The 23,218-nt window shown below is 63.2% G+C and carries 14 protein-coding genes; 8 read left to right on the forward strand and 6 right to left on the reverse strand.

All coding sequences use genetic code 11. From position 1 onward, the window contains the following. Window positions 1-63 precede the first annotated feature (63 nt). Entirely contained in the window at window positions 64-894 is an 831-nt protein-coding gene (locus C8N34_RS00725; protein ID WP_108126896.1) for a MurR/RpiR family transcriptional regulator, read from the reverse strand. Between the two features lie 154 nt (window positions 895-1,048). After that, window positions 1,049-2,419 carry a class II 3-deoxy-7-phosphoheptulonate synthase gene (locus C8N34_RS00730; protein ID WP_108126898.1) on the reverse strand — a complete coding sequence of 457 codons (1,371 nt, stop codon included), beginning with the start codon at window positions 2,417-2,419 and terminating at the stop codon, window positions 1,049-1,051. A 143-nt stretch (window positions 2,420-2,562) separates the two neighbouring features. On the opposite strand from C8N34_RS00730, the gene C8N34_RS00735 reads away from it, so the two are divergent. Beyond that, window positions 2,563-3,585, forward strand: a complete 1,023-nt coding sequence (locus C8N34_RS00735; protein ID WP_108127403.1) for a GlxA family transcriptional regulator — start codon at window positions 2,563-2,565, stop codon at window positions 3,583-3,585. A gap of 7 nt (window positions 3,586-3,592) precedes the next feature. Here the strand turns inward: C8N34_RS00735 and C8N34_RS00740 are convergent, their stop codons facing one another. Further along, entirely contained in the window at window positions 3,593-3,985 is a 393-nt protein-coding gene (locus C8N34_RS00740; protein WP_054303467.1) for a DUF805 domain-containing protein, read from the reverse strand. Window positions 3,986-4,050: 65 nt separating this feature from the next. Continuing rightward, complete coding sequence (locus C8N34_RS00745; RefSeq protein WP_108126900.1) at window positions 4,051-5,154, reverse strand: PQQ-dependent sugar dehydrogenase; 1,104 nt, start codon at window positions 5,152-5,154, stop codon at window positions 4,051-4,053. Window positions 5,155-5,393: 239 nt separating this feature from the next. On the opposite strand from C8N34_RS00745, the gene C8N34_RS00750 reads away from it, so the two are divergent. The 7 genes from C8N34_RS00750 to C8N34_RS00780 all read left to right on the forward strand — a co-directional run bounded on the left by C8N34_RS00750 (window position 5,394) and on the right by C8N34_RS00780 (window position 13,782). Further along, window positions 5,394-6,578 (forward strand): ABC transporter substrate-binding protein, encoded by a 1,185-nt coding sequence (locus C8N34_RS00750; protein ID WP_054303466.1) that lies wholly within the window; start codon window positions 5,394-5,396, stop codon window positions 6,576-6,578. Window positions 6,579-6,705: 127 nt separating this feature from the next. Then, on the forward strand, window positions 6,706-7,497 hold the full coding sequence (locus tag C8N34_RS00755) for an ABC transporter ATP-binding protein (RefSeq protein WP_054303465.1): 792 nt from the start codon (window positions 6,706-6,708) through the stop codon (window positions 7,495-7,497). Next, window positions 7,490-8,200 (forward strand): ABC transporter ATP-binding protein, encoded by a 711-nt coding sequence (locus tag C8N34_RS00760; RefSeq protein ID WP_054303464.1) that lies wholly within the window; start codon window positions 7,490-7,492, stop codon window positions 8,198-8,200. The genes C8N34_RS00755 and C8N34_RS00760 overlap by 8 nt, the downstream gene beginning before the upstream one ends. Window positions 8,201-8,203: 3 nt before the next feature. Then, window positions 8,204-9,214 (forward strand): branched-chain amino acid ABC transporter permease, encoded by a 1,011-nt coding sequence (locus tag C8N34_RS00765; protein WP_054303463.1) that lies wholly within the window; start codon window positions 8,204-8,206, stop codon window positions 9,212-9,214. Continuing rightward, window positions 9,214-10,515, forward strand: coding sequence for a branched-chain amino acid ABC transporter permease (locus C8N34_RS00770; RefSeq protein WP_108126902.1), 1,302 nt, complete (start codon window positions 9,214-9,216; stop codon window positions 10,513-10,515). Before C8N34_RS00765 ends, C8N34_RS00770 begins: the two co-directional genes overlap by 1 nt. A 152-nt stretch (window positions 10,516-10,667) precedes the next feature. Further along, window positions 10,668-13,088 carry a GcvT family protein gene (locus C8N34_RS00775; protein ID WP_108126904.1) on the forward strand — a complete coding sequence of 807 codons (2,421 nt, stop codon included), beginning with the start codon at window positions 10,668-10,670 and terminating at the stop codon, window positions 13,086-13,088. A gap of 160 nt (window positions 13,089-13,248) precedes the next feature. Next, on the forward strand, window positions 13,249-13,782 hold the full coding sequence (locus C8N34_RS00780; RefSeq protein WP_170120526.1) for a nucleotidyltransferase family protein: 534 nt from the start codon (window positions 13,249-13,251) through the stop codon (window positions 13,780-13,782). Window positions 13,783-13,789: 7 nt separating this feature from the next. Here C8N34_RS00780 and C8N34_RS27090 read toward each other — a convergent pair whose 3' ends face one another. Together C8N34_RS27090 and C8N34_RS00790 are read right to left on the reverse strand one after the other, a co-directional pair. Further along, window positions 13,790-19,225, reverse strand: a complete 5,436-nt coding sequence (locus C8N34_RS27090) for a Hint domain-containing protein (protein WP_108126908.1) — start codon at window positions 19,223-19,225, stop codon at window positions 13,790-13,792. Between the two features lie 443 nt (window positions 19,226-19,668). Then, window positions 19,669-22,539 (reverse strand): Hint domain-containing protein, encoded by a 2,871-nt coding sequence (locus C8N34_RS00790; protein WP_108126910.1) that lies wholly within the window; start codon window positions 22,537-22,539, stop codon window positions 19,669-19,671. Window positions 22,540-23,218 lie beyond the last annotated feature (679 nt).

A 23,218-nucleotide genomic window follows, 5' to 3' on the forward strand; every position in this document is an offset into this window, starting at 1 on the left:
CCCAAAAGGCGCGACTCCCTTAATGGAATATTTATTCCATTTTAATCTGCAAGGAAAGCAGTTTCACGCGCTGTCCCGCGCACTCCCCACGGAAACGGCCAGGGCCAGAGCGAGCGCAATGGTTGCCGAAAGCGAACGGAACGCCCCGAAATCCACCTCGGGCACGGTCAGGATGGCATCCGAAAGCGGCACCAGCGGGCTTGAGGCATGATCGGTGATTGCCACCACTGCAACGCCCCGCTCCCGCGCCTCGGTCGCCAAAGCCAGCGTTTCCTCGGAATAGGGCGCGAAGGTGATGGCGATCAGCGCATCGCCCGCGCGCAACGCAAACCTGTGATCCAGCTTGCCCGCCCCATCGTGCAACATCGCCGGAACGGACATTTTCTCAAAGACATACGCAAGATAGCTCGACACCGGATAGGCCCGGCGGAATCCGGCGACATGCAGCATCCCGGCCCCGGCCAACAAAGCGACCGCCCGCGCGAGCGCAGCTTCGTCTGTCGCTTTCGCCAGGGCCTCAAGGCTCTGCCGCCCTGCCTCGACAAATTCCGCCAGAAGCGCTGCCGGGCTGCCCGCCCCGTTCTGCTTCAGGTTTTTCAGCCGCGTTGCATAATCCGGCCGCCCCGGCGCATAGGCCTCGCGAAACAGCTTCTGCATTTCGGAAAAGCCTGAAAACCCGAGGATCTGGCAGAAGCGCATCAGGGCCGAGGGCGGCACATCCGCCCCCGCCGCCAGTTCCGCCACCGTCGACACGGCGATCCGGTCCACATTCGCGGCGATGTGATCGGCGCATTGGCGCAAACGCTTGGGCAAATCGCCCCCAATCTGCGCCAGACGGTCGTGAAACTCCTCGACACTGGCAGGCGCCGCTACCGACGCGTCAACATTCGACATGGATCACTCCCCGACAGATTGACTGCAGGCTAGCAGAATTGGAAAATTTATTCCACACCGAAGCACTGCCGACCCCGATCATGCCCGCATCAAAGCAAACGGCGCGAGGGTTGGCCCCGCGCCGTCCGTTTCATCCGATCCAGGCTGATCCGGATTACATCGCCACGCGGCGCTGGTCGTCGCGGCGCGCAGTCAGCTCCTCGGAGACGAGGAAGGCCAGTTCCAGCGATTGCGAGGCGTTCAGACGCGGATCGCAGGCGGTGTGGTAGCGGTCGCTCAGGTTCTCGTCCGTTACAGCCCGCAGGCCGCCGGTGCATTCGGTCACGTCCTGGCCGGTCATCTCGAAATGCACGCCACCCGGAATGGTGCCCTCAGCCTTGTGGATCGCGAAGAACTCGCGCACCTCGCGCAGCACCGAATCGAAGGGCCGGGTCTTGTAGCCCGAGGCCGCCTTGATGGTGTTGCCGTGCATCGGGTCGCAGGACCAGACGACATTGGCACCTTCTTCCTGAACGGCCTTGATCAGGCGCGGCAGATGCTCGCCCACCTTGCCGGCACCGAAGCGCGCGATCAGGGTCAGCCGGCCAGCCTCGTTGGCCGGGTTCAGCTTGGCCATCAGCACCTTCAGATCCTCGGCCGTGGTCGAAGGGCCGCATTTCAGGCCGATCGGGTTCAGCACGCCACGGCAGAACTCGACATGGGCGCCGTCGGGCTGACGGGTGCGGTCGCCGATCCAGATCATATGGCCGGAGCCCGCCACATTCTGCCCGGTGATGGAATCGATGCGGCAAAGCGCCTCTTCATATTCCAGCAGCAGCGCCTCGTGGCTGGTGTAGAAGTCCACCCGGCTCAGTTCATGCGCGGTGTCGGAATTCACCCCGGCTGCATTCATGAAGTCGAGCGCGTCCGAGATGCGGTTCGACAGTTCGCGGTAACGCTCGGCTTTGTCATGTTCGGCAAAGCCAAGAGTCCAGCTGTGAACTCGGTGGATGTCGGCAAAGCCGCCGGTCGAGAAGGCGCGCAGCAGATTCAGACTGGCCGCCGCCTGGGTATATGCCTGCAGCATCCGTGCCGGATCGGGCACGCGGGCATCGGCAGTGAAGTCGAAGCCGTTGATGATATCGCCACGGTAGCTCGGCAGCTCTACGCCGCCCGCCACTTCGGTCGGCGCCGAACGCGGCTTGGCGAACTGGCCCGCCATGCGGCCGACCTTGATGACCGGCACCTTGGCGCCATAGGTCAGCACGACCGCCATTTGCAGCATGACGCGGAACGTGTCGCGGATATTGTCGGCGCTGAATTCGGCGAAGCTTTCGGCACAGTCGCCGCCTTGCAGCAGGAAGGCCTTGCCCTCGGCAGCCAGTGCAAGCTCTTTCTTCAGACGGCGCGCCTCGCCCGCAAAAACGAGGGGCGGATATTTCGCAAGCTGTGCCTCAACGGCAGTGAGTGCGGCCTGATCCGGATAGTCCGGCATCTGGACCCGCGGCTTTGCGCGCCAATCCGATTTTTGCCAGCCCTTCGTCATGGGGTGTCTCCGTGCGTTAGCGGTAATCCGACTGCCTATAAGGAGTCGTGTCGGAAATGCAAAGAGCCAAGCAAGGATCGCCCCTTGAAGGGGGGGCTGTTTCCTGCCTAGATGTGCCGAAATCGACGCAAACGGGTCGCATGATGTCCAGCCTGCCGCGCAAAGCCACGTCTATCGCCAAGGATGCAGCGCCGCGCCGCTTCATTTTCCTGTTGCTGGACCGTTTTACCATGCTGTCTTTTGCCGGTGCGATCGAACCCCTGCGCATCGCCAACCGCGTTGCGGGGCGTCAGATTTATACCTGGAAACTGGCGGGCGAAGGCGGGATAGAGGCGACCTGTTCCAACGGCGCATCCTTCAAGCTCGACATGGGGCTGGATGAGATCGACCGCGAGGATACCCTGCTGGTCTGCGGTGGCATCGACATTGGCCGCGCCACCACGCGCGGCGTCACCGGCTGGCTGCGGCGCGAGGCGCGGCGCGGCGTGGTGATGGGGGGGCTGTGCACCGGCGCCTATTCGCTGGCCAAGGCCGGGCTGCTGGAGGGGCGCAAGGCCACGATCCACTGGGAAAACCAGGACGGATTTCTGGAAGAGTTCGAAGAGGTCAAGCTGACCAAATCGGTCTTCGTGATCGACGGCAACCGGCTGTCCACCGCCGGGGGGACCGCCTCCATCGACCTCATGCTGAAGCTGATCGCCGCCGACCATGGCGAGGATCTGGCGAATACCGTGGCTGATCAGCTGATCTACAGCTCGATCCGCACCGATCAGGATACGCAGCGTCTGTCGATCCCGACCCGGATCGGCGTGCGGCATCCCAAGCTCAGCCAGGTCATCCAGAAGATGGAAAACAACATCGAAGACCCGATGAGCCCGGCCGATCTGGCCGAGGAAGTGGGCATGTCCACCCGGCAGCTGGAGCGGCTGTTCCGCCGCTACCTGAACCGCAGTCCGAAGCGGTATTATATGGAATTGCGGCTGCAAAAGGCGCGCAATCTGCTGATGCAGACGGATATGAGCGTGATCAACGTGGCCCTGGCCTGCGGCTTTGCCAGCCCGTCGCATTTTTCGAAATGCTACCGGAGCCACTATAATACCACGCCCTACCGCGAGCGCGGAACCCAGAGCGGGATGCCCGGAATCGGGACGCGGCTGTCGATCTGAGGTCGCGTCAGACGGCCAGCGGGTCCGGCCCATAGGCATTCGGACCCGCCGTGCCGCGCAGGCTGGCCCAGGCAAGCAGGAACAGCACCCCGATCATAGGGATCAGCCCCAGCAGCAGCCACCAGCCTGATTTGCCAAGATCATGCAGCCGCCGCGCCCCGAGCGCCAGAATCGGCAAAAGATTCACCAGATGCCAGATCGCCCCCAAAAGGCCCGGCGAATAGGTATAACGCATCATGCCAGGCCCCGTTATCATCTGGCTGGTACCGTCGATCTGCGAGATCAGTGCCGCGACAACGATCTGAAACAGCACGAACCACCAGAAGTCCGACCGCGCCGCGCGGCCCTCAAAACTGGCATAATTGCGATAGGCCGATTTCACGGCATCGACAGCGGTCATGCGGGCCTCCGGGCAATACGGTCCAAATCTGGCGCAGGCAGCGCCCGCCGTCCAGCACCTTTGCCTCAGGGCGCCATGCGATAAAGCGCGCCATTTTCCACTGACAGGAACCAGATCGCACCATCCGGCCCTTCGGCCACATCGCGCAGACGGCCGGTTTCCTCCGCGGCGATACGCTCTTCGGCAAAGCCGGTCCCGGCAGGCCTGTCGGGGTCCAGTCGGCTGAGGAAACCGCTGTTCAGGCTGCCGGTGAACAGATCGCCCGTCCAGTCAGGCACCAGCGCGCCGGAATAGACCATCAGGCCAGAGGGCGCGATGGAAGGGTCCCAGTAATGCAGGGGCTGCTCCATCCCCTCTTTCCGGGTGCCCTCGCCAATGGGGCTGTCATCATAGTTCACGCCGTAGCTGATGACGGGCCAGCCATAGTTGCGCCCCGGCTGCACTGCGTTCACCTCATCCCCGCCGCGTGCGCCATGTTCGACGGTCAGCAAGCGCCCGTCCGGCGCCAGCTCGGCGCCCTGAACATTGCGGTGCCCCAGCGAATAGACGCCGGGTTGCCAGCCCGGCAAGGACGTCGCCGGGCTGCCGTCGCGGTTCAGGTGGATGATCTTGCCAGCCGCCTTCGTCGCCTGCTGCGCCGCCATGCCCGCAGGGCCGGTCCCCCGGTCGCCGGTGGTCAGGAACAGCGTGCCATCCGGCGCCTCCACCAGCCGGGCGCCGAAATGCCGCCCGCCGCGATAGCCCTCGGCGGTAAACATCAGCCGGAAATCCTCCAGCCGCGTCTCATCCTGCGAGAGGTGGCCGCGCCCCACGGCGGTCGCCGCACCGCCCTTCACGGGCGCGGCGAGGCTGAGCCAGATTTCACGGCTTTGCGCGAAATCGCGCGGCACCAGAACATCCAGCAATCCCCCCTGCCCACGGGCGAAAACCTCAGGCAGCCCCGCGATGACCTGCCGCGTCTCGCCCCGCAGCAAGGTCAGTTGGCCTGCCCGCTCGGTCACCAGCACCGCGCCATCCGGCAGGAAGGCCAAAGCCCAGGGCTCCTCGAATCCGGTGGCAACCGGGGAAATCTGCATCACGCCGGCCGAAGTCTGCACTTCGCCCGCGATCACACCACCCGCGAGCATGACGCCCAGACCTACAACCGCCGCATAGCGAAAATGACGCATCGTCAACTCCTTGCCCTGTCGGTCAGAGTTAGGCCGGAGCCGCCGCATGTCCAGCAAATCGCCGGATCATACGGGCGAAATGACGAAACCCGGCCTTTTCTCTTGCGGGAACCAAACCGCACGGCAATCTGGCGTCAGTCTGCGCGGAGGATCGGCAGAAGCCTGTCAATTGGGCACTTTCCTTTTATCCTCCTGCATTCTAGCCTTGGACACAGACACGTCCGACATGGGAGTCAAAAATGAAAAAACTGCTGCTTGCCACCGCGGCGACCGCTCTTGTTGCGGGGGCCGCATCGGCCGAAGAAGTGAAGATCGGTGTTCTGCTGGGCTTCACCGGCCCGCTGGAATCCACCGTGCCGAACATGGCCAACGGTGCGGAACTTGCGATGAAGGAAGTCAGCGAATCCGGCAAGCTGCTGGATGGCGCGACCGTCACCCCGGTGCGCGGCGACACCACCTGCGTCGACGCCGCTGCGGCACAATCGGCAGCCGAGCGTCTGGTGACCTCTGACAAGGTTTCCGGCATCGTCGGTGGCGACTGCTCGGGCGTGACCGGCGCAGTCCTGCAAAACGTTGCCCGCCCGAACGGCATTGGCATGATCTCGCCCTCGGCGACCTCGCCCGCGCTGTCGGCGGCCGAAGATGACGGCCTGTTCTTCCGCACCGCCCCGTCCGACGCCCGTCAGGGCGAGGTGATGGCCGACATCATCTCGGACCGTGGCGTGAAGGAAGCTGCTGTCACCTACACCAACAACGACTACGGCAAGGGCGTTGCCGAAAGCTTCCAGAAGGCTTTCGAGGCCAAGGGTGGCAAGGTCACGCTGGCCGCGCCGCATGAAGACGGCAAGGCCGACTATTCGGCTGAAATCGCGGCGCTGTCCTCGGCTGGCGGCGAGGTTCTGGTGGTTGCGGGCTATGTCGACCAGGGCGGCAAGGGCATGATCCAGGCTGCGGTCGACTCCGGCGCCTTCTCGACCTTCTTCCTGCCCGACGGCATGTATGGTCAGAGCCTGATCGACGCCATCGGCGCGCCGCTGAACGGCTCCTACGGCGACGTGCCCGGCACCGACAGCCCCGGCGCGGCGAAATATGTCGAGATCTCGAATGCTTCGGGCTTCGACGGTGCCACCGCCTATTCCGGCGAAAGCTATGATGCGGCGGCGCTGATGATGCTGGCCATGCAGGCGGCTGGTTCGACCGACTCGAAGGAATGGTCGAAGAAAGTGTTCGACGTGGCCAACGGTCCGGGCGAGCAGATCCTGCCGGGCGAGCTGGGCAAGGCGCTTGACCTGATCAAGGAAGGCAAGGACATCGACTACGTTGGTGCCACTGCCGTGGAACTGATCGGGCCCGGTGAATCCGCTGGCAACTTCCGCGAATATTCCGTCACCGACGGCGCTTTCGTGACCGACAAGTTCCGCTGATCGCGGTCGATACGACCATAAGGTGCGGCCCGGGTGCTCCCCGGGCCGTTGCCGTAACGCATGTGCCGCAGGGCTATCGGGGACCAACTCCGAAGCACGAACCCGGCACCTTGGGGGAAGATAACGGATGATCGTTGTCGAAAATCTGCACAAGCATTTCGGGGGCTTCCATGCCGTCGACGGTGCCTCGCTCGAAATCCGGAAAGGCTCGATCACCGGGCTGATCGGTCCGAACGGCGCGGGCAAGACCACACTTTTCAATGTCATCGCCGGAAGATACCAGCCGACCTCGGGCCGCGTCCTGATGGCGGGCGAGGATATCACCGGCCTGCCGCCGCACGAACTGTTCGGCAAGGGCCTGTTGCGCACCTTCCAGATCGCGCATGAGTTCGGCTCGATGACGGTGCGCGAGAACCTGATGATGGTGCCCGCGCTGCAATCGGGCGAACGGCTGTGGAACGCCTGGTTCCGCCGCGGCGCGGTCGCCGCCGAAGAGGCGCGCATCCGCGACAAGGCCGATGAGGTGCTGGAGTTCCTGACCATCAGCCATCTGGCCGACCAGAAGGCCAGCCAGATCTCCGGCGGGCAGAAGAAGCTGCTGGAACTGGGTCGCACCATGATGGTGGATGCGAAGATCGTGTTCCTTGACGAGGTGGGCGCAGGCGTGAACCGCACGCTGCTGAACACCATCGGCGACGCCATCGTGCGGCTGAACCAGGAACGCGGCTACACATTCTGCGTCATCGAACATGACATGGATTTCATCGCCCGCCTCTGCGACCCGGTCATCGTGATGGCCGAGGGCAAGGTGCTGGCGCAAGGCACGGTAGACGAAGTGAAGAACGACGAACGGGTGATCGAGGCCTATCTGGGCACCGGCCTGAAGAACAAGGTAAAGGAGGAAGCCGCCCATGGCTGAGCCCTTCCTGATCGGCGACGGTATGACCGGCGGCTATGGCGCGGCCGACATCCTGCACAACTGCACCATTGCGGTGGAAAAGGGCCAGATCGCGGTGATCGTGGGCCCGAACGGCGCGGGCAAATCCACCGCCATGAAGGCGGTCTTCGGCATGCTGAAGCTGCGCGGTGGCCGTGTGGTGCTGGATGGCGAGGATATCACCACGCTCACCCCGCAGGCGCGGGTCCACAAGGGCATGGGCTTCGTGCCGCAGACGCACAACATCTTCACCTCGATGACGGTGGAGGAAAATCTGGAAATGGGCGCTTTCATCCGCGAGGACGGCTTCGCCGATACCATGGCGCAGGTCTATGATCTGTTCCCCATCCTCAAGGAAAAGCGCCATCAGGCGGCGGGTGAGCTTTCGGGCGGCCAGCGGCAGCAGGTGGCGGTCGGACGCGCGCTGATGACGCGACCCAAGGTGCTGATGCTGGATGAACCCACGGCAGGCGTGTCGCCCATCGTGATGGACGAGTTGTTCGACCGGATCATCGAGATCGCGCGCACCGGCATTTCCATCCTCATGGTGGAACAGAATGCCCGGCAGGCGCTGGAGATTGCGGACAAGGGCTATGTCCTTGTGCAGGGCGCCAACCGCTTCACCGACACCGGCAAGGCCCTGATGGCCGACCCGGAGGTCCGCCGTTCCTTCCTCGGGGGCTGAGCCATGGATATTCTCAACGCCCTCGTGGCTTTCCTCAACTTCGTGTTCATTCCGGGCCTCGCTTATGGCAGCCAGCTTGCGCTGGGTGCTCTGGGTGTGACGCTGATCTACGGCATCCTGCGGTTTTCCAACTTCGCCCATGGCGACACTATGGCCTTTGGCACCATGGTCACCATCCTCGTGACCTGGTGGTTTCAATCCATGGGCATCGGATTTGGTCCGCTGCCGACCGCCCTGCTGGCCCTGCCCTTCGGCATTGCCGCCACAGCGGCGCTGCTGCTGCTGACAGATCGTGCGGTCTATCGCTTCTATCGCAAGCAGAAGGCCGCGCCGACCATTCTGGTGATCGTCTCGCTGGGGGTGATGTTCGTGATGAACGGCATCGTCCGACTGATCATCGGGGTCGAGGATCAGAACTTTGCCGATGGCGCACGCTTCCTGATCACCGCAGGCGATTTCAAGACCATGACCGGCCTGACTGAAGGTCTGGCCATCAAGACGACGCAGGCCGTGACCGTGGTGACCGCCGGGCTGACCGTGGCCTTCCTGTTCTGGTTCCTGCAAAAGACCCGCACCGGCAAATCCATGCGCGCCTTCTCGGACAACGAGGATCTGGCGCTGCTGTCGGGCATCAACCCCGATCGCGTGGTGCAGGTGACCTGGATTCTGGCCGCCGCCATGGCGACCATCGCGGGCGTGCTCTATGGCCTCGACAAGAGCTTCAAGCCCTTCACCTATTTCCAGCTTCTGCTGCCGATCTTTGCCGCGGCCATCGTCGGCGGTCTGGGCAGCCCGCTGGGGGCGATTGCCGGGGGCTTCGTGATCGCCTTTTCCGAAGTGATGGTGACCTATGCCTGGAAAAAGGTGGCGACCTATCTGCTGCCTGACAGCATGGCGCCGGATGGTCTGCTGCAACTGATGTCGACCGATTACAAATTCGCGGTCAGCTTCTCGATCCTCATTCTGGTGCTGATCTTCATGCCTACGGGCCTGTTCAAGGGGAAATCGGTCTGATGTCGAAGAACCTTTATCTCTTCGCGGGCGTTGTCGCGCTGTTTCTGTTTACCGGGCTGGTGCTGACCAGCTGGAACCAGACGCTGCTGATCCTGAACTTCGCACTGGTCTCTTCCATCATGGCGCTGGGGGTGAATATCCAGTGGGGCTATGCGGGCCTGTTCAACACCGGCGTCATGGGCTTTGCCGCGCTGGGCGGTCTGGCCGTGGTTCTGGTGAACTCCCGCCCTGTGCCCGAGGCATGGTCCGCCGGCGGCTTCGGCATTCTTGCCGGTCTCGCCCTGGGCGCCCTGACGATCGCCGCCACGATCTTCCTGCGCCGCCGCATGGTGAAGGGCCGCGCCCGCAGCCTTGCAACGGTCGCGCTGCTGGTCGGGGGCTTCTTCCTCTTCCGTGCGGTCTTTGACCCGGCTGTCGATGCGGTGGAGGCGATCAACCCGACGATCCAGGGCAACCTTGGCGGCCTTGGCCTGCCGGTCCTGCTGGCCTGGCCTGCGGGTGGCCTGCTGGCCGCACTGGCCGCCTGGGGCATCGGCAAGACGGCGCTTGGGCTGCGGTCCGACTATCTGGCCATCGCCACGCTGGGCATCGCCGAAATCATCGTTGCGGTGATGAAGAACGAGGACTGGCTGGCGCGCGGCGTCAAGATGATGGACCTGAAGGAACGGCCCTGGCCGGTGCCTTACGAGGTCAGCCTGCAACAGAATCCACGCTTCCTTGAACTGGCGGCGAACTGGGGCTTTGATCCGGTTTCGGCCTCGTCTGTGGTGGTGAAGCTCTGCTACATGGTGATGATCCTCATCGTTCTGGGCCTCTTGATCTGGCTGTCGGAACGCGCGCTCAACAGCCCCTGGGGCCGCATGATGCGCGCCATCCGCGACAACGAAGACGCCGCCCGTGCGATGGGCAAGGATGTGACGAAGAAACACCTGCACATCTTCATTCTCGGCAGCGCGGTCATCGGCATCGCGGGCGCCATGCTGACCTCGATGGACGGCATCCTGAACCCCGGCACCTACCAGCCGCTGCGATTCACCTTCCTGATCTGGGTCATGGTGATCGTGGGCGGCTCGGGCAACAACTGGGGCGCACTGCTGGGCGGCCTGCTGGTCGGCTGGCTCTGGCTGATCGTGGAAACGCTCGGGCCGATGGTCATGGGCGGCATCACCGCCGGAATGGCCCCCGGCCCGCTGAAATCGCATCTGGTAGACAGCGCGCAACATATGCGCCTGCTGACCATGGGCATCATCCTGCTGCTGGTGCTGCGCTTCAGCCCGCGCGGCCTGATCCCCGAGAAGTGAGCGAAAGCGATACGATCCGGCAAGGGGCGCCTGCGGGCGCCCCTTCGCATTTCCGGGAGCGCCAGATATTTGCGACACATTCGCGTCGCAAAACCGCATGACCCTTTGCCCTGCCCCGGCCATTCTGGCGCAAACCCGCAGGGAGTCCCTCCATGAAAACCCATACCCGCGTTCTGGTCATCGGCGGCGGAGTCGTCGGCTGTTCGGTCCTTTACCACCTGACAAAGCTCGGCTGGTCCGATGTCATGCTGGTGGAACGGTCGGAGCTGACCTCGGGCTCAACCTGGCATGCGGCGGGCGGCTTTCACACGCTGAACGGCGACACCAATATGGCGGCGCTGCAGGGCTATACGATCCGCCTGTATAAAGAACTGGAAGAGATCACCGGCATGTCCTGCGGTCTGCACCATGTCGGCGGCATCACGCTGGCCGACAATGCGGCGCGGTTTGAACAGCTAAAGGCCGAACGCGCCAAGCACCGCTACATGGGGCTGGATACCGAAATCCTTGGCCCGGCCGAGATCCAGAAATTCACCGACGGGATGGTGAACCTCGAAGGCATCATCGGCGCGCTCTACGATCCTCTGGATGGCCATCTGGACCCGTCGGGCACCACCCATGCCTATGCCAAGGCCGCACGGATGGGCGGGGCCGAGATCGTTCTGCACAACCGCGTGCTGGAAACCAACCCGCGCCCCGACGGCTCGTGGGAGGTCGTCACCGAAAAGGGCACGATCATCGCGGAACATGTGGTGAATGCCGGCGGCCTCTGGGCGCGCGAGATCGGCGCGATGGCGGGCGTCTACCTGCCGCTCTTGCCGATGGCGCACCAATACCTCGTCACCGACGACATTCCCGAAATCATGGACATCCTGAAATCGGGCCGCGAATTCCCGCATGTGATGGACCCCGGCGGCGAAAGCTATCTGCGGCAGGAAGGGCGCGGTCTGTGCATCGGCTTCTATGAAAAGCCGTGTGAGCCGTGGAGCGTTGACGGCACACCGTGGAATTTCGGCCATGAACTCCTGAACGAGCAATGGGACAAGATCGAGGACAGCGTCGCCTTCGCCTATCGCCGCTTCCCGGTGCTGGAACGCTCGGGCGTGAAGCGGGTCATCCATGGCCCCTTCACCTTCGCCCCCGATGGCAACCCGCTGATCGGGCCGGTGCCGGGGTTGCGTAACTACTGGTCCGCCTGCGCGGTGATGGCAGGCTTCAGCCAGGGCGGCGGCATGGGCCTCGCACTGGCGCAATGGATGATCGAGGGCGAGGTCGAGCGCGACCCGCGTGGCTTCGACGTGGCACGCTTCGGCAACTGGACTTCGCCGGGCTATACCGTGCCGAAGGTCATCGAAAACTATCAGATGCGCTTCAACGTGTCCTATCCGAACGAGGAACGCCCCGCTGCCCGGCCCTTCCGCACCACGCCGATGTATGACATCTTCGACGGTATGAATGCCGTCTGGGGCCAGCAATACGGGCTGGAAGTGGTGAACTATCACGCGCTGCCCGGCGAGCCGCGGCTGGAAACGCCGACCTTCAAACGCTCCAACGCCTGGGAGGCGACGCGTCAGGAGGTGCTGGCGGTGCGCGAGGGCGTCGGCATCAACGAGGTGCAGAATTTCGGCAAATATCTGGTGAAGGGGCCGAAGGCGCGTGCCTGGCTCGACCGGATCATGGCGGGCGCGATCCCGAAACCGGGGCGGCTGTCGCTGACGCCGATGCTGGCGGAAAGCGGCAAGATCATCGGCGATTTCACCGTCTCCTGCCTGTCAGAAACCGAATTCCAACTGACCGCCAGCTATGGCGCGCAGGGCTGGCACGGCCGCTGGTTCGAACAACATCTGGAAGAGGGCGTGACGGTCGAGAATATCTCGGACGCGCGCTCGGGCTTCCAGATCGCCGGGCCGAAGGCGCGCGAGTTGCTGGCCCGTGTCACCCGAGCCGATGTCAGTGCCGAAGCCTTCCGCTTCATGGATGTGAAGCGCATGACCATCGGGATGGCCAATTGCATCGTGCAGCGCGTCAGCTACACCGCTGATCTGGGGTTCGAAATCTACACCGACCATATGTCGGTGCGGCACCTCTGGCATACGCTCTGGTCCGCCGGGCAGGATCTGGGGCTGCGGCCTTTTGGTATGCGGGCAATGATGTCGCTGCGGCTCGACAAATGGTTCGGCAGCTGGGGCCGCGAGTTCAGCCCCGATTATACGCCGGCCGAAACCGGGCTTGACCGTTTCATGCGCTGGAACAAGGAGTTCATCGGCAAAGCCGCCGCGATGGCGGAAAAGGAGGCCGGGCCGAAGCGGCGTCTGGTCAGCTTCATCGTCGATGCAGCGGATGCCGATGTGGTGGCATGGGAGCCGATCTGGCTGGACGGCGCGGTGGTGGGTTTCTGCACTTCGGGCGGGTTCAGCCACTGGACCGGGAAATCGGTCGCCATGGGCTTCCTCCCCGCCGACAAGGTGCAGGACGGGCTCGTCTGCGAGATCGAAATTCTGGGCGAACGCCGCACCGCAACAGTACATCTGGCACCGCTGTGGGATGGGGATGGCGCACGGATGCGCGGCTGACACACCACGCGCAGCTTGACAGGCGGGCGCAAAATCCGTCGAAAGCTTCTGCAAATTTCTTCAGCAGGAAATCTGCCCCCGGTCCCGGCCGGGGGTTTCTGTCAGGGAGGGCGGAGTGTTGCTGACGACCGTGATCCTTGCCGCTGGCGCGTCCAGCCGGATGCGTGGCGGCGACAAGCTGCTGGAAGTGGTGGAGGGGCAGCCCCTGCTGCGCCGCCTCGCAGAGGCCGCGATCCGCGCGGGCGGGCCGGTGCGCGTGGTGCTGCCAGCAGACCGGCCAGAGCGGCAGGCGGTGCTAAAGGGTCTGGCGGTCGGGATCGTGATTGCCCGTGACGCCGCCAGCGGCATGTCGGCCTCGCTGCGTGCAGGCATTGCCGGGCTGGACGGCCCGGTGATGATCCTGCCCGCCGATATGCCGGAACTGGACCAGGAAGCGCTGCGGCAGATGCAGGCCGTGCAATCCGCTGCGCCGGAGGCAATCCTGCGCGGAGCCAGTGGCGACACCCCCGGTCATCCGGTGATCTTTCCGGCGGATCTGCTGCCGGAACTGGCCCGGCTGAATGGCGACGAAGGCGCGCGCGCGGTTATCGCCGCCCATCGCGGGCGCCTGCGGCTGGTTCCGCTGCCCGGCCGGGCAGCGCTGACCGATCTGGACACGCCCGAGGACTGGGCGCTCTGGCGGCAGGGGCGTTAGCCCCCCCTCAGGCCATCAGCAAGACCCGCGCCTCATGTGCCCGCAGGCTGCGCCTGGCCGACAGGAACGGGCGATACTGCCCGGCTGCCAGTTCGGGGAACAGCGCCAGAAGTTCATTGCGCTGTGCATCATCCATGCCCGCCAGCGTCATGTCGCCGGGCTGGAAGCTCTCGCTCCAGGCGCCATCGGCCCGCACGATTTCGTGCCGGTCGAACATCAGGTGAATATAGCTGACCTGCTGCGGCATCGCTCGCGTGACTCCGGACAGGCCGGTCAGGTGGGTCGCCGCCACCAGAACCTCATGCTCGCCGAACAGCATCTCCGCCCGGTGGCCGGTAAACAGGATGCGGTGCTGCGGGCTGACCATCATGTCGCGCAGCGGCAGTTCCCCCCCTAGCGCACCGCGCGCGATGCGCACCGGCGCGAAATTGGGATGGGCCTGCAATTCGGCCCCCGAGAGATCGCGGCGCCCGATCCAGCGGACCGGCTGATAGCCGTTGTCACGGGTGAGAACCAGATCACCTTCCTCAAGCTGTTCCACCCGAACCTCGCCCCGCTCTGTCACGATAAGGCTGCCCGGCGTGAAACAGGGTATGACCTTCTCGATATCAGTGAAGGTCATAGTCCCGGTGACATTGCCGTCGGTATCAAGGAACTGGACGGTGCCATTTTCGGGATTGGCACTGTCGTAGATGATGTTCGTCAGATCCTTGCCCCAGGCGCTGAGGTCAAGGGTGTCGAAATCATCGCCGCCGTTCCCGCCATCGACCACCGCGCCGATCCCGGCACCGGCGCCAAGGGTGATCGTATCGCGGTCATCGCCACCGGCAACGGTATCGGCGCCGCCGTCAAGCTGGATGTTGTCATCCCCGGCGCCACCGTCGAGCAGATCATTGCCCGCGCCGCCGCTGAGCATGTCATTACCCGCGCCGCCGTAAAGCTGATCGTCGCCCGCATCGCCGGACAGCATGTCATTGCCGATACCGCCGGTCAGCAGGTCATTGTCCAGCCCGCCGAACAGCCGGTCATTGCCGTCGCCGCCATCCAGCGTATCGGCCTCGCTGCCACCGTAAAGCGTATCGCTGCCACCGCCACCAGACAGGCTGTCGGTGCCGCTGCCGCCGGTCAGCGAGTCGTCGCCCGTGCCGCCATCAAGGACGTCATTGCCCTCGTCGCCCTGCAACACGTCATTGTCGGCACCGCCCGCCAGCGTGTCATCGCCCAGACCGCCGACCAGTGTATCCTCTCCGGCGTCGCCCAGCAGCGAATCCGAACCGCCCTCACCATAAAGGGCATCGTCCCCCTCGCCGCCATAGACCGTGTCATTGCCCGCGCCGCCTTCCAGCAGGTCATTCCCGGCATCGCCATAAACCTGATCCGCGCCATCGCCTGCACGCACGGTATCGTCGCCAGCGCCCGCCTTGACCACATCGTCGGCATTGCCGAACTGGTTGTCATTGGCGTCGATCATATCGCCTTCAGGGTCGCCCGTGTAAGACCCGTCGATCAGATCATTGCCCGAGGTGCCCTCGACGATGAAATCGGGCGGGAAAACCTGTGCGCCATCCACGAACAGATTTTCGATGTTGAAGAACTGGAGCGTTTCACCCGAGGCGTAATGCACCACGCCGTTTTCGGGGTTCAGCAGATCCCAGACGATATGGTCGATGTTCGTGACATGAAGCGTATCATTGTCGGTGCCGGTGGTGACTGCCTCGCCACCATCGACATAGTCGCCTGCGCCGCCATAGAAGACGTCGGCATCCTCCTCGCCCAGCATCGTATCGTTGCCGGTGCCGCCGTAGATCGTGTCATTGCCGTCCGAGCCTTGCAGCAGGTCGTCGCCTTCATCGCCATGAACGATGTCATCGCCACCCGAGCCGGTAACGCTGTCGTTGCCCGCACCACCAAAGACAGTGTCGGTGCCATAGCCGCCAAAGACGTGATCGTCGCCAGCGCCGCCAAAGACCGAGTCGTCATCGGCCCCGCCATAGACAGAATCGTTCCCCGCGCCGCCATAGACCACATCATTCCCGGCATCGCCGCGCAGGAAGTCATCCCCGTCGCCGGCATCGAGCGAGTCATTGCCCGCATCGCCCTGCATGTAGTCATTGCCGTCGCCGCCCAGAACGGTGTCGTTGCCGTCACCGCCATAGAGGTTGTCATTGCCGGTGCCACCGATGATGGAATCATGGCCCGCCCCGGCAAATACCTCGTCATTGCCGCTTCCGGCGTCGATGTAGTCATTGCCGGTGCCGCCCGTGACGAAATCGGCGCCGCCCCCGGTGAAGATCTGGGTATTGCCGGTCGCGGCCGAGGCATTGACGTTGTCGTTCAGGTCAGTGGTGACCAGTTGCTCCATCTCGGAAAAGGTGCCTGAAGCACCGCTGCCGAAGGTGAAGCTGCCCGATTCCGTCCCGCTGAAGTTGACGTTGACGCCCGATCCGGCTGCCGTCAGCTCAAGCCGGTCCAGATCACCGGGATTCTCGCCGCCCACTGCCGTCACGGTGCCCGCATCGCCCGCAATGGTGAACACGTCATTGCCGGTGCCGCCATAAAGCGTGTCGTTGCCGGTGCCCCCGGCGGTCAGCCCTGCCGTGAGTGTATCATTGCCCGCGCCGCCATAGACCAGATCATCTCCGGCGTCACCGGCCAGGCTGTCATTGCCGTCGCCCCCATCCAGCGTGTCATTGCCGTCGCCCCCGGCCAGGACGTCATTGCCGGTTTCGCCCAGCACGCTGTCATTGCCCGCGCCGCCCGCAACCGTATCGTTGCCGGTGCCGCCATAAACCGTATCATTGCCCAGGCCCGCAGCGATCTGGTCATCCCCGCCATAGCCATAGATCGTATCGTTCAGCCCGTCGGTCCCGTCGATCTGATCGCCGTTCACATCGGTATAGCCGGGATTCATCACATCGTTCCCGGCCGTGCCGTCCACCGGCCCGGCAAAGACGATCCGCTCGATCTGGCTGAAGGTCAGCGTACCGCCCGAGGCCAGCGCGATAGTGCCGGATTCGTTGTCGCCGCCCGCATAGGTGATGGTCGAACCCGCCTCGACCACCAGCACGTCATTGTCATTGCCGGTTTCGCCGCCAATGATCGTGTCGCCCGCGCCACCCCAGATCGTATCGGCATCCGCGCCGCCGGTCAGCAGGTCATTGCCCGCCCCGCCATAAAGCACATCATTCCCCGCGCCGCCGTCCAGGGTATCGTTGCCGGTGCCTCCATCGACCGTATCATTGCCCGCCCCCGCGATCAGCGAGTCATTGCCGTCGCCGCCGCTGACAGAGTCGTTGCCCGCCCCCGCATCAATCGTGTCATTCCCCGCCCCGGCAAGGATTGAATCATTCCCCGCCCCGGTCGCCACGCTGTCATTGCCGACGCCGCCGTAGACGGTATCGTTGCCTGATCCGAGCGTGATGCTTTCAATCTCGCCAAACCCGGCGTTACCGCCGGTTGAGGACAGCGTGCCCGCTTCGGCCCCCGTGAAGGTCAGCGTCACATTGGTGGTCAGCGCCGAGGCGTCGATGCTGTCGCCCGTGGTTTCAGAGGTCTCGCCGCCGAGGATCGTGTCATTGCCATAGCTGCCCGAGAGGACGAACTTGTCATCCCCCGCGCCACCGCTTTGCACATCCGCGCCGCCGCCGCCGGTGATCGTGTCATTGCCGGTGCCGCCATAAAGGCTTTCGGCCCCGGAGCCGCCGGTGATGCTGTCATTGCCCGCCCCGCCGTCGAGCAGGTGCCCGGTCGTGCTGGAGGCGGCGTTGATCGTGTCGTTGCCGCTGCCCCCATAGACGTTCTCGATCTCCGAGAAGGTGGTGGAGCCGCCGGTATAGGTTGCGGTGCCATTCTCGTTGCCCGAGAAGGTCACGTTGATGCCGGTGGAGATAAGGCTGCCGTCCAGCGCGTCGCCAGTCGTCTCGCCGGTTTCGCCGCCCACCACGGTGTCCGACTCGCCGGTGCCGCCATTTGTCAGGTAGAAGCGGTCATCCCCGGCCCCGCCCGACAGGCTGTCATTGCCAAGGCCGCCATTCAGCGTGTCATTCCCCGCATCGCCGAACAACGTGTCATTCCCGGCATCGCCCAGCAGCGAGTCATTGCCGTCGTCGCCGTGGATCAGATCGTTTCCGGCCCCGCCGGAAATCGTGTCCGCGCCCTCGTCGCCATACAGCCGGTCCGCCCCGTTGCCGCCGGAGATCGAGTCATTGCCACTGCCGCCATAGACAATGTCATTTCCCTCGCCGGACGTGACAGTATCATTACCTGCCCCCGCATAGACAAGGTCGGCGTTGCCGGTCGTGCCCTGCACACCCAGACCGTCATTGTTGTCGATCCGGTCGCCATCCGGGTCGCCGGTATAGTTCGTGTCGATCACGTCATTGCCCGACGTGCCCGAAACGATGCCATCCTTCGTCACCGAGGTCGAGGTATGGATGGTGACGAAGCCAACATCGGTATTCCCCAACCCGTCGGAAACGGTATAGGAAAACGGTTCATTCCCGGTCGTCCCGTTCGAGAAAATGGTGATCGTGCCATCCGCGTTCAGCCGGACCTGCTGGCCTGACGGCAGGGTGATCGTCTGCCCCGCCACGACATTCTGGCCATTGATCTTGGTGATGGTCAGGTTCGAGCCGGAGGGATGTTCGTCGTTCGCCAGAATGTCGAAGCTGCGCGACGAATTGGTCAGCAAGTTGACCGTATCATCATTGGCCAGCGTATAGGTCTGCACGCTGTCGCCCATGATGAGCAGGTTGGAATCGTAGACCGCGTCGCCGCCATCCGCGATGCCGATCTTGATCGTGTTCACCTGCCCCGCATTTACCGGCGCCTTGATCGACAGCACATAGGTCAGGCCGTCCATCTCGGTGTTATACTGATCGGAAGTATTGTCGCGATAAAGGTTCTTGTTGAAGCCAGAGTTCACCGTGTCGATGGCCACATTGCCCGAGGTCGAGACACTGATCGGGGCAAAAACCCCGTTGACCCAGACGCCGAAGGCATCGTTGACGCCTTGGTTGATGTATTCCGGGTATTCCTCCGAGGCGAACACGAACTGCATCGTGATCATGTCACCGTCAGGCACGAAGCTGGCCTGAAGGATCGCGCCGTCATAGGTATTGACCCCGGACACCGCATTGAGCTGCGCGTCGCCGTCCACACCGCCGGCCATGTCGGTGCCGGTGTTGGTATTGACGTTGGTGTTCGTCGTCCCCGAGCTGTTGGTGAAATCCGCCGCATTGCCGGTTGACAGGATCACCCCGGTGTCCGTGGGCGAAACCCCCGCAATCGTGGTCAGCGCGCCGGTATAGGTCGCCGAGGAAGCCGCCGCCCCGCTGTAGGTCGCCGTACCGCTGACAAGCTGGACGCCATTCCCGAAGATGGCATTGAACATCTGTTCCGCAGTTGCGGCGGTATTGATCGAAAGTTCGGTTGCAACCGGCATGGCGTCACTCGTTCACGGTTTGAGGGAGGGAAGGCGGAAAAGAAACGGCGGCAAGCGGGCATGTTCCGGCACCCCGCCAAAGCGGCGGGCGGTTCGGGAACAAAGGCAATCCGGGGCTTGCGTGACCCATTATCCGATCCATTTCTAAATTCATGTCCGCCCCCATCCGCCCCTGCGGGCAGACGACAGGCTGGTACAGGATCGGCTTAGGCGCCGATCATGGCTGAATAGTGGTTCTGGATGGACAGATTATTGACTTCGTGCCCTTTGGAGGCACCGAATACGGCAAAATAAAGACACTGTGTTTAAAAATAAAATCAATAAGTTGCCGCGCGATCTTCGTTTCCCTTGCGGAAACTGCCTGTGTATCTTTTTTCAAGACCTGAAAGCAAAAAGGAGCCCGGAAGGGCTCCTTTTCTGAAGGTATGCGCTGGCCGCGCCGGTCACTTCACCAGCAGGCGCGCCTCGTGCTTTTTCAGCGTGCGCCGCGCCGCGCCGTAAGCCTCGCGGCCGACATCGGATTTCAGCTCGGGGAAGAGCTCGTAAATCTCGTTGCGCTGCGCATTGCCCATGCCGTTGAGCGTATAGTCGCCCGGCTGGAAGCTTTCGGTCCAGGCACCATTCGACAGAACGACCTCGTGGCGGTCGAACATGAAGTGGATATAGGTCGTCCCCATGCTGTCCACCTCGTGCACCCCGCGCCCGGCGACCAGATGCTTGGCGGCCACCAGAACCTCGTGCTCGTCGAAGTAAAGCGCGGTACGGTCGTTGGCCACCAGAACACGGTGGTTCGGGCTGACCATCATGTCGCGCTCCGGCAGGCCGTTGCCGAGGCTGCCCTTGCGGATCAGGATCGGCTTCAGATGCGGGTTCAGCGACAGGTCGGTCCAGTTCAGCGCCTTCTGGCCCACCCAGCGGATCTGCTGGATGCCGTTGTCGCGGGTGATGACCCGGTCACCGGCTTTCAGCTCTTCCACCGGCACCTCGCCACGCGGGGTCGCGATCAGTGTGCCGGGGGTGAAGCAGGGGATGACATTCTCGATATTCGTGAAGGTCATCGTCCCGGTGACATTGCCATCGGCATCAAGGAAATCGACGGTGCCGTTTTCCGGGTTGTCGGCGGCATAATGCACCACCAGCGGACCGGCGCTGCGCAGGTCGAGCGTGTCGTAATCGTCACCCCCCTCGCCGCCGTCGATCACATCGCCGATCCCGTCATTGGCCGAGCCGATGACGAAGGTGTCGCGATCATCGCCACCCGACAGGCTGTCTGCCCCCTCGCCGCCGAGGATCGTGTCATTGCCCTCGTCGCCGTAGATGGTGTCCTGATCAATGCCGCCGTCCAGCATGTCATTGCCGACACCGCCATAGAGGACATCATTGTCGTCCATCCCGAAGATGGTGTCGTTGCCCAGACCGCCATAGATCGTGTCCATGCCATTGTCGGGGCGCAGATCGGTCGCATCGGGAATGTTCAGCTCGTCCGGGTAGGACGGATCAAGGCCGCCATAGGCAAGGTCATCGCCATGGCCAAGGTGGATCAGGTCGGACCCTTCGCCGCCGATAACGGTATCATCGTCGCGGCCGCCATAGATCGTGTCGGCGTCGATGCCACCGTCGATCAGGTCGTTCTCGTCACCGCCGTAGATCAGATCGGCATCATCGCCGGTCCGGATCGTATCATTGCCATCGCCACCATAGACGGTGTCCATGTCGTTGAACGGATTGGCGTCATCCGGGTAAAGCCCCGGATAGCCCATATCCGGGCGCGGAATGCCGGTGGCAGAAGTGTCGATCAGGTCATTGCCCTGGCCGCCGCGCACGATATCGCGGCCATTGCCGCCATAGATCGTGTCATCGCCATCCCAGCCCACGATCGAGTCATCGCCCGGCCCGCCATAAACCAGATCATTGCCCGCTCCGGCAAAGACCGTGTCATCGCCCAGACCGGAATAGACGGTGTCATCACCTTCGCCCGCGCGCACGCGGTCATCATTCGGGTCGTCGCCCGGAATGATCGCGTCATTGGCGTCGATGCGGTCGCCATCCGGGTCGCCGGTATAGCTGGTGTCGATCAGGTCATTCCCGGCCGTGCCATCGACCCAGCCGTCGCGCGGCGGCGGGGCCACCGTGACGGTCACCGTGGCGGTGTCGGTCAGGCCATCGGGATCGGTGATGGTGTATTCGAAGGTCGCATCACCCGAGAAGCCCGCGTTGGGGGTGAAGGTGATCGTGCCATCGGCATTCACCGTCACCGTACCATCCGGCGAGGTTCCTGCCGAAACCACCGACAGCGGATCATTGTCGACATCGGTGTCATTCGCCAGAACGGCGATGACCACCGGCGTACCCGCATCGGTGTTGGCGTGATCGTTCACCGCATCCGGCGCGTCGTTCACCGGGTTCACCGTCACCGTCACGGTGGAGGTTGCGGTATTCCCGTCGGGATCGCGGATTTCGTAGGTGATGGTATCCGTGCCGTTGAAATCGGCGTTCGGCACATAATGCAGCGTGCCGTCGGGATTGACCGTGACCGTGCCGTTCGTCGCCGAGCCGGTCGTCACCGTCAGGGTCTGGCCCTGCGGATCGGTGTCATTGGTCAGCACGTCGATATCGACGGGCACATCCTCGTCGGTTTCGGCGGTGTCGGGATTGGCAACCGGGTCCTGCGACTGGTTGTCGACGGTATCGGAGATCGAGAAATACTCGACCGAACCCGCAAAATGCTGATCAATGTTGTTCAGCATGTTGGGGTTGGAATGCGCCTGCCCCGCGCCGATCATCCAGGGCTGGTCAATGCCCTCGCTGCTCTGGTCCATGGTCAGGCCGGGCGGAACCGCATCGTCAAAGCTGGTGCCCTGGGTGAAGTTTTCCAGATCCAGATGACCGCCGTTGGCCGCATCCCAGGAATAGGTCAGCTTGATCTCGTCGCCCGGCGCCGAGAAACCCGGCCCGGTGGTGAACACGGTCGAGCTGGTATCCGTTTCATGCGTGATGACGATGCTGCCATCGTCCAGCAGCTCCACCCTGTATCCACCGGGGGTTTCGCCGACGCTGTCGCGCGACAGGATGGTCTGGGTGCCCGAAACCGGATTTTCCGACGAGGAAAACTGGATTTCCAGCGTCCCGCGATCCAGCTGGAAGGCCGGGTTCGGATAGATCTTCACCAGATCATTGTCGCCGTCCAGAACAGCGCGTGTGCCGTCAGAAGTGGCTCCGTTCAGGTAAATCCCGTCCTGCGCCCCGTTGTCGAGAGCCGAGTCGCGGGCGTGGGTGTCCGTATCCTCGAAATTGTAGAGCGCGAAAACCGGCATCGTCTTTTCCCCGTTTCAGCGCGGCCCGTACGGCCCCGCCCGATCAAATGGACCCTTGCGGGCATGTGACCGGCACAAACCACGAGGGCGTGCCGGGAAGCCAACCGTTCAGAGTTCGGAGAAGAAAAAGTGCCTGAAATCCGGCATCACGAAGCGGCGCGTAAAATACGCGCACAGCAAAATGATTGTACGAAGCCTGGCAGCTCTTTTCACAACTCCTGCGTCAACTGACGCGCACCCTTTACGGCCGCCCCCACGGCCAATGTCCTTCCCAGAAAGACATCCTATGGATACCTCTTGTTCGGCGTGTCGAAAAGTAAATTCTCCACATTTTCGCCGCTTAGCGCGCATTCCGGACACGTCACCGCCCAGTCTTCACCATATTTTTGCCCGATTTGACGCTGGATTGTTCGCGCGGTGGACGCAGTTCAGGCGCTGTCAGGGATACGAAAATGCGCGTCTTTATTGGGACTTTTCGTCACATCCCGACGCATCCTCTGGTCGGCTCCGCACAGGACTGTTCCCACGGCGGAAACAGTGGCTCCGTCTTACTTTACGGTAACCAGGGCCCGAGTTTTGCCATGATGTTTAACCTTCCGTTCACTCCGAAGAACCAATCCGGCGCTCTGACAGGGATAGGACAGGCTCGGGAGACGGCCCGAAAAGCCGAAATCCGAAT

The organism is Gemmobacter caeni, assembly GCF_003054195.1.
In the GTDB taxonomy this organism is placed as follows: Bacteria; Pseudomonadota; Alphaproteobacteria; order Rhodobacterales; family Rhodobacteraceae; genus Gemmobacter; species Gemmobacter caeni.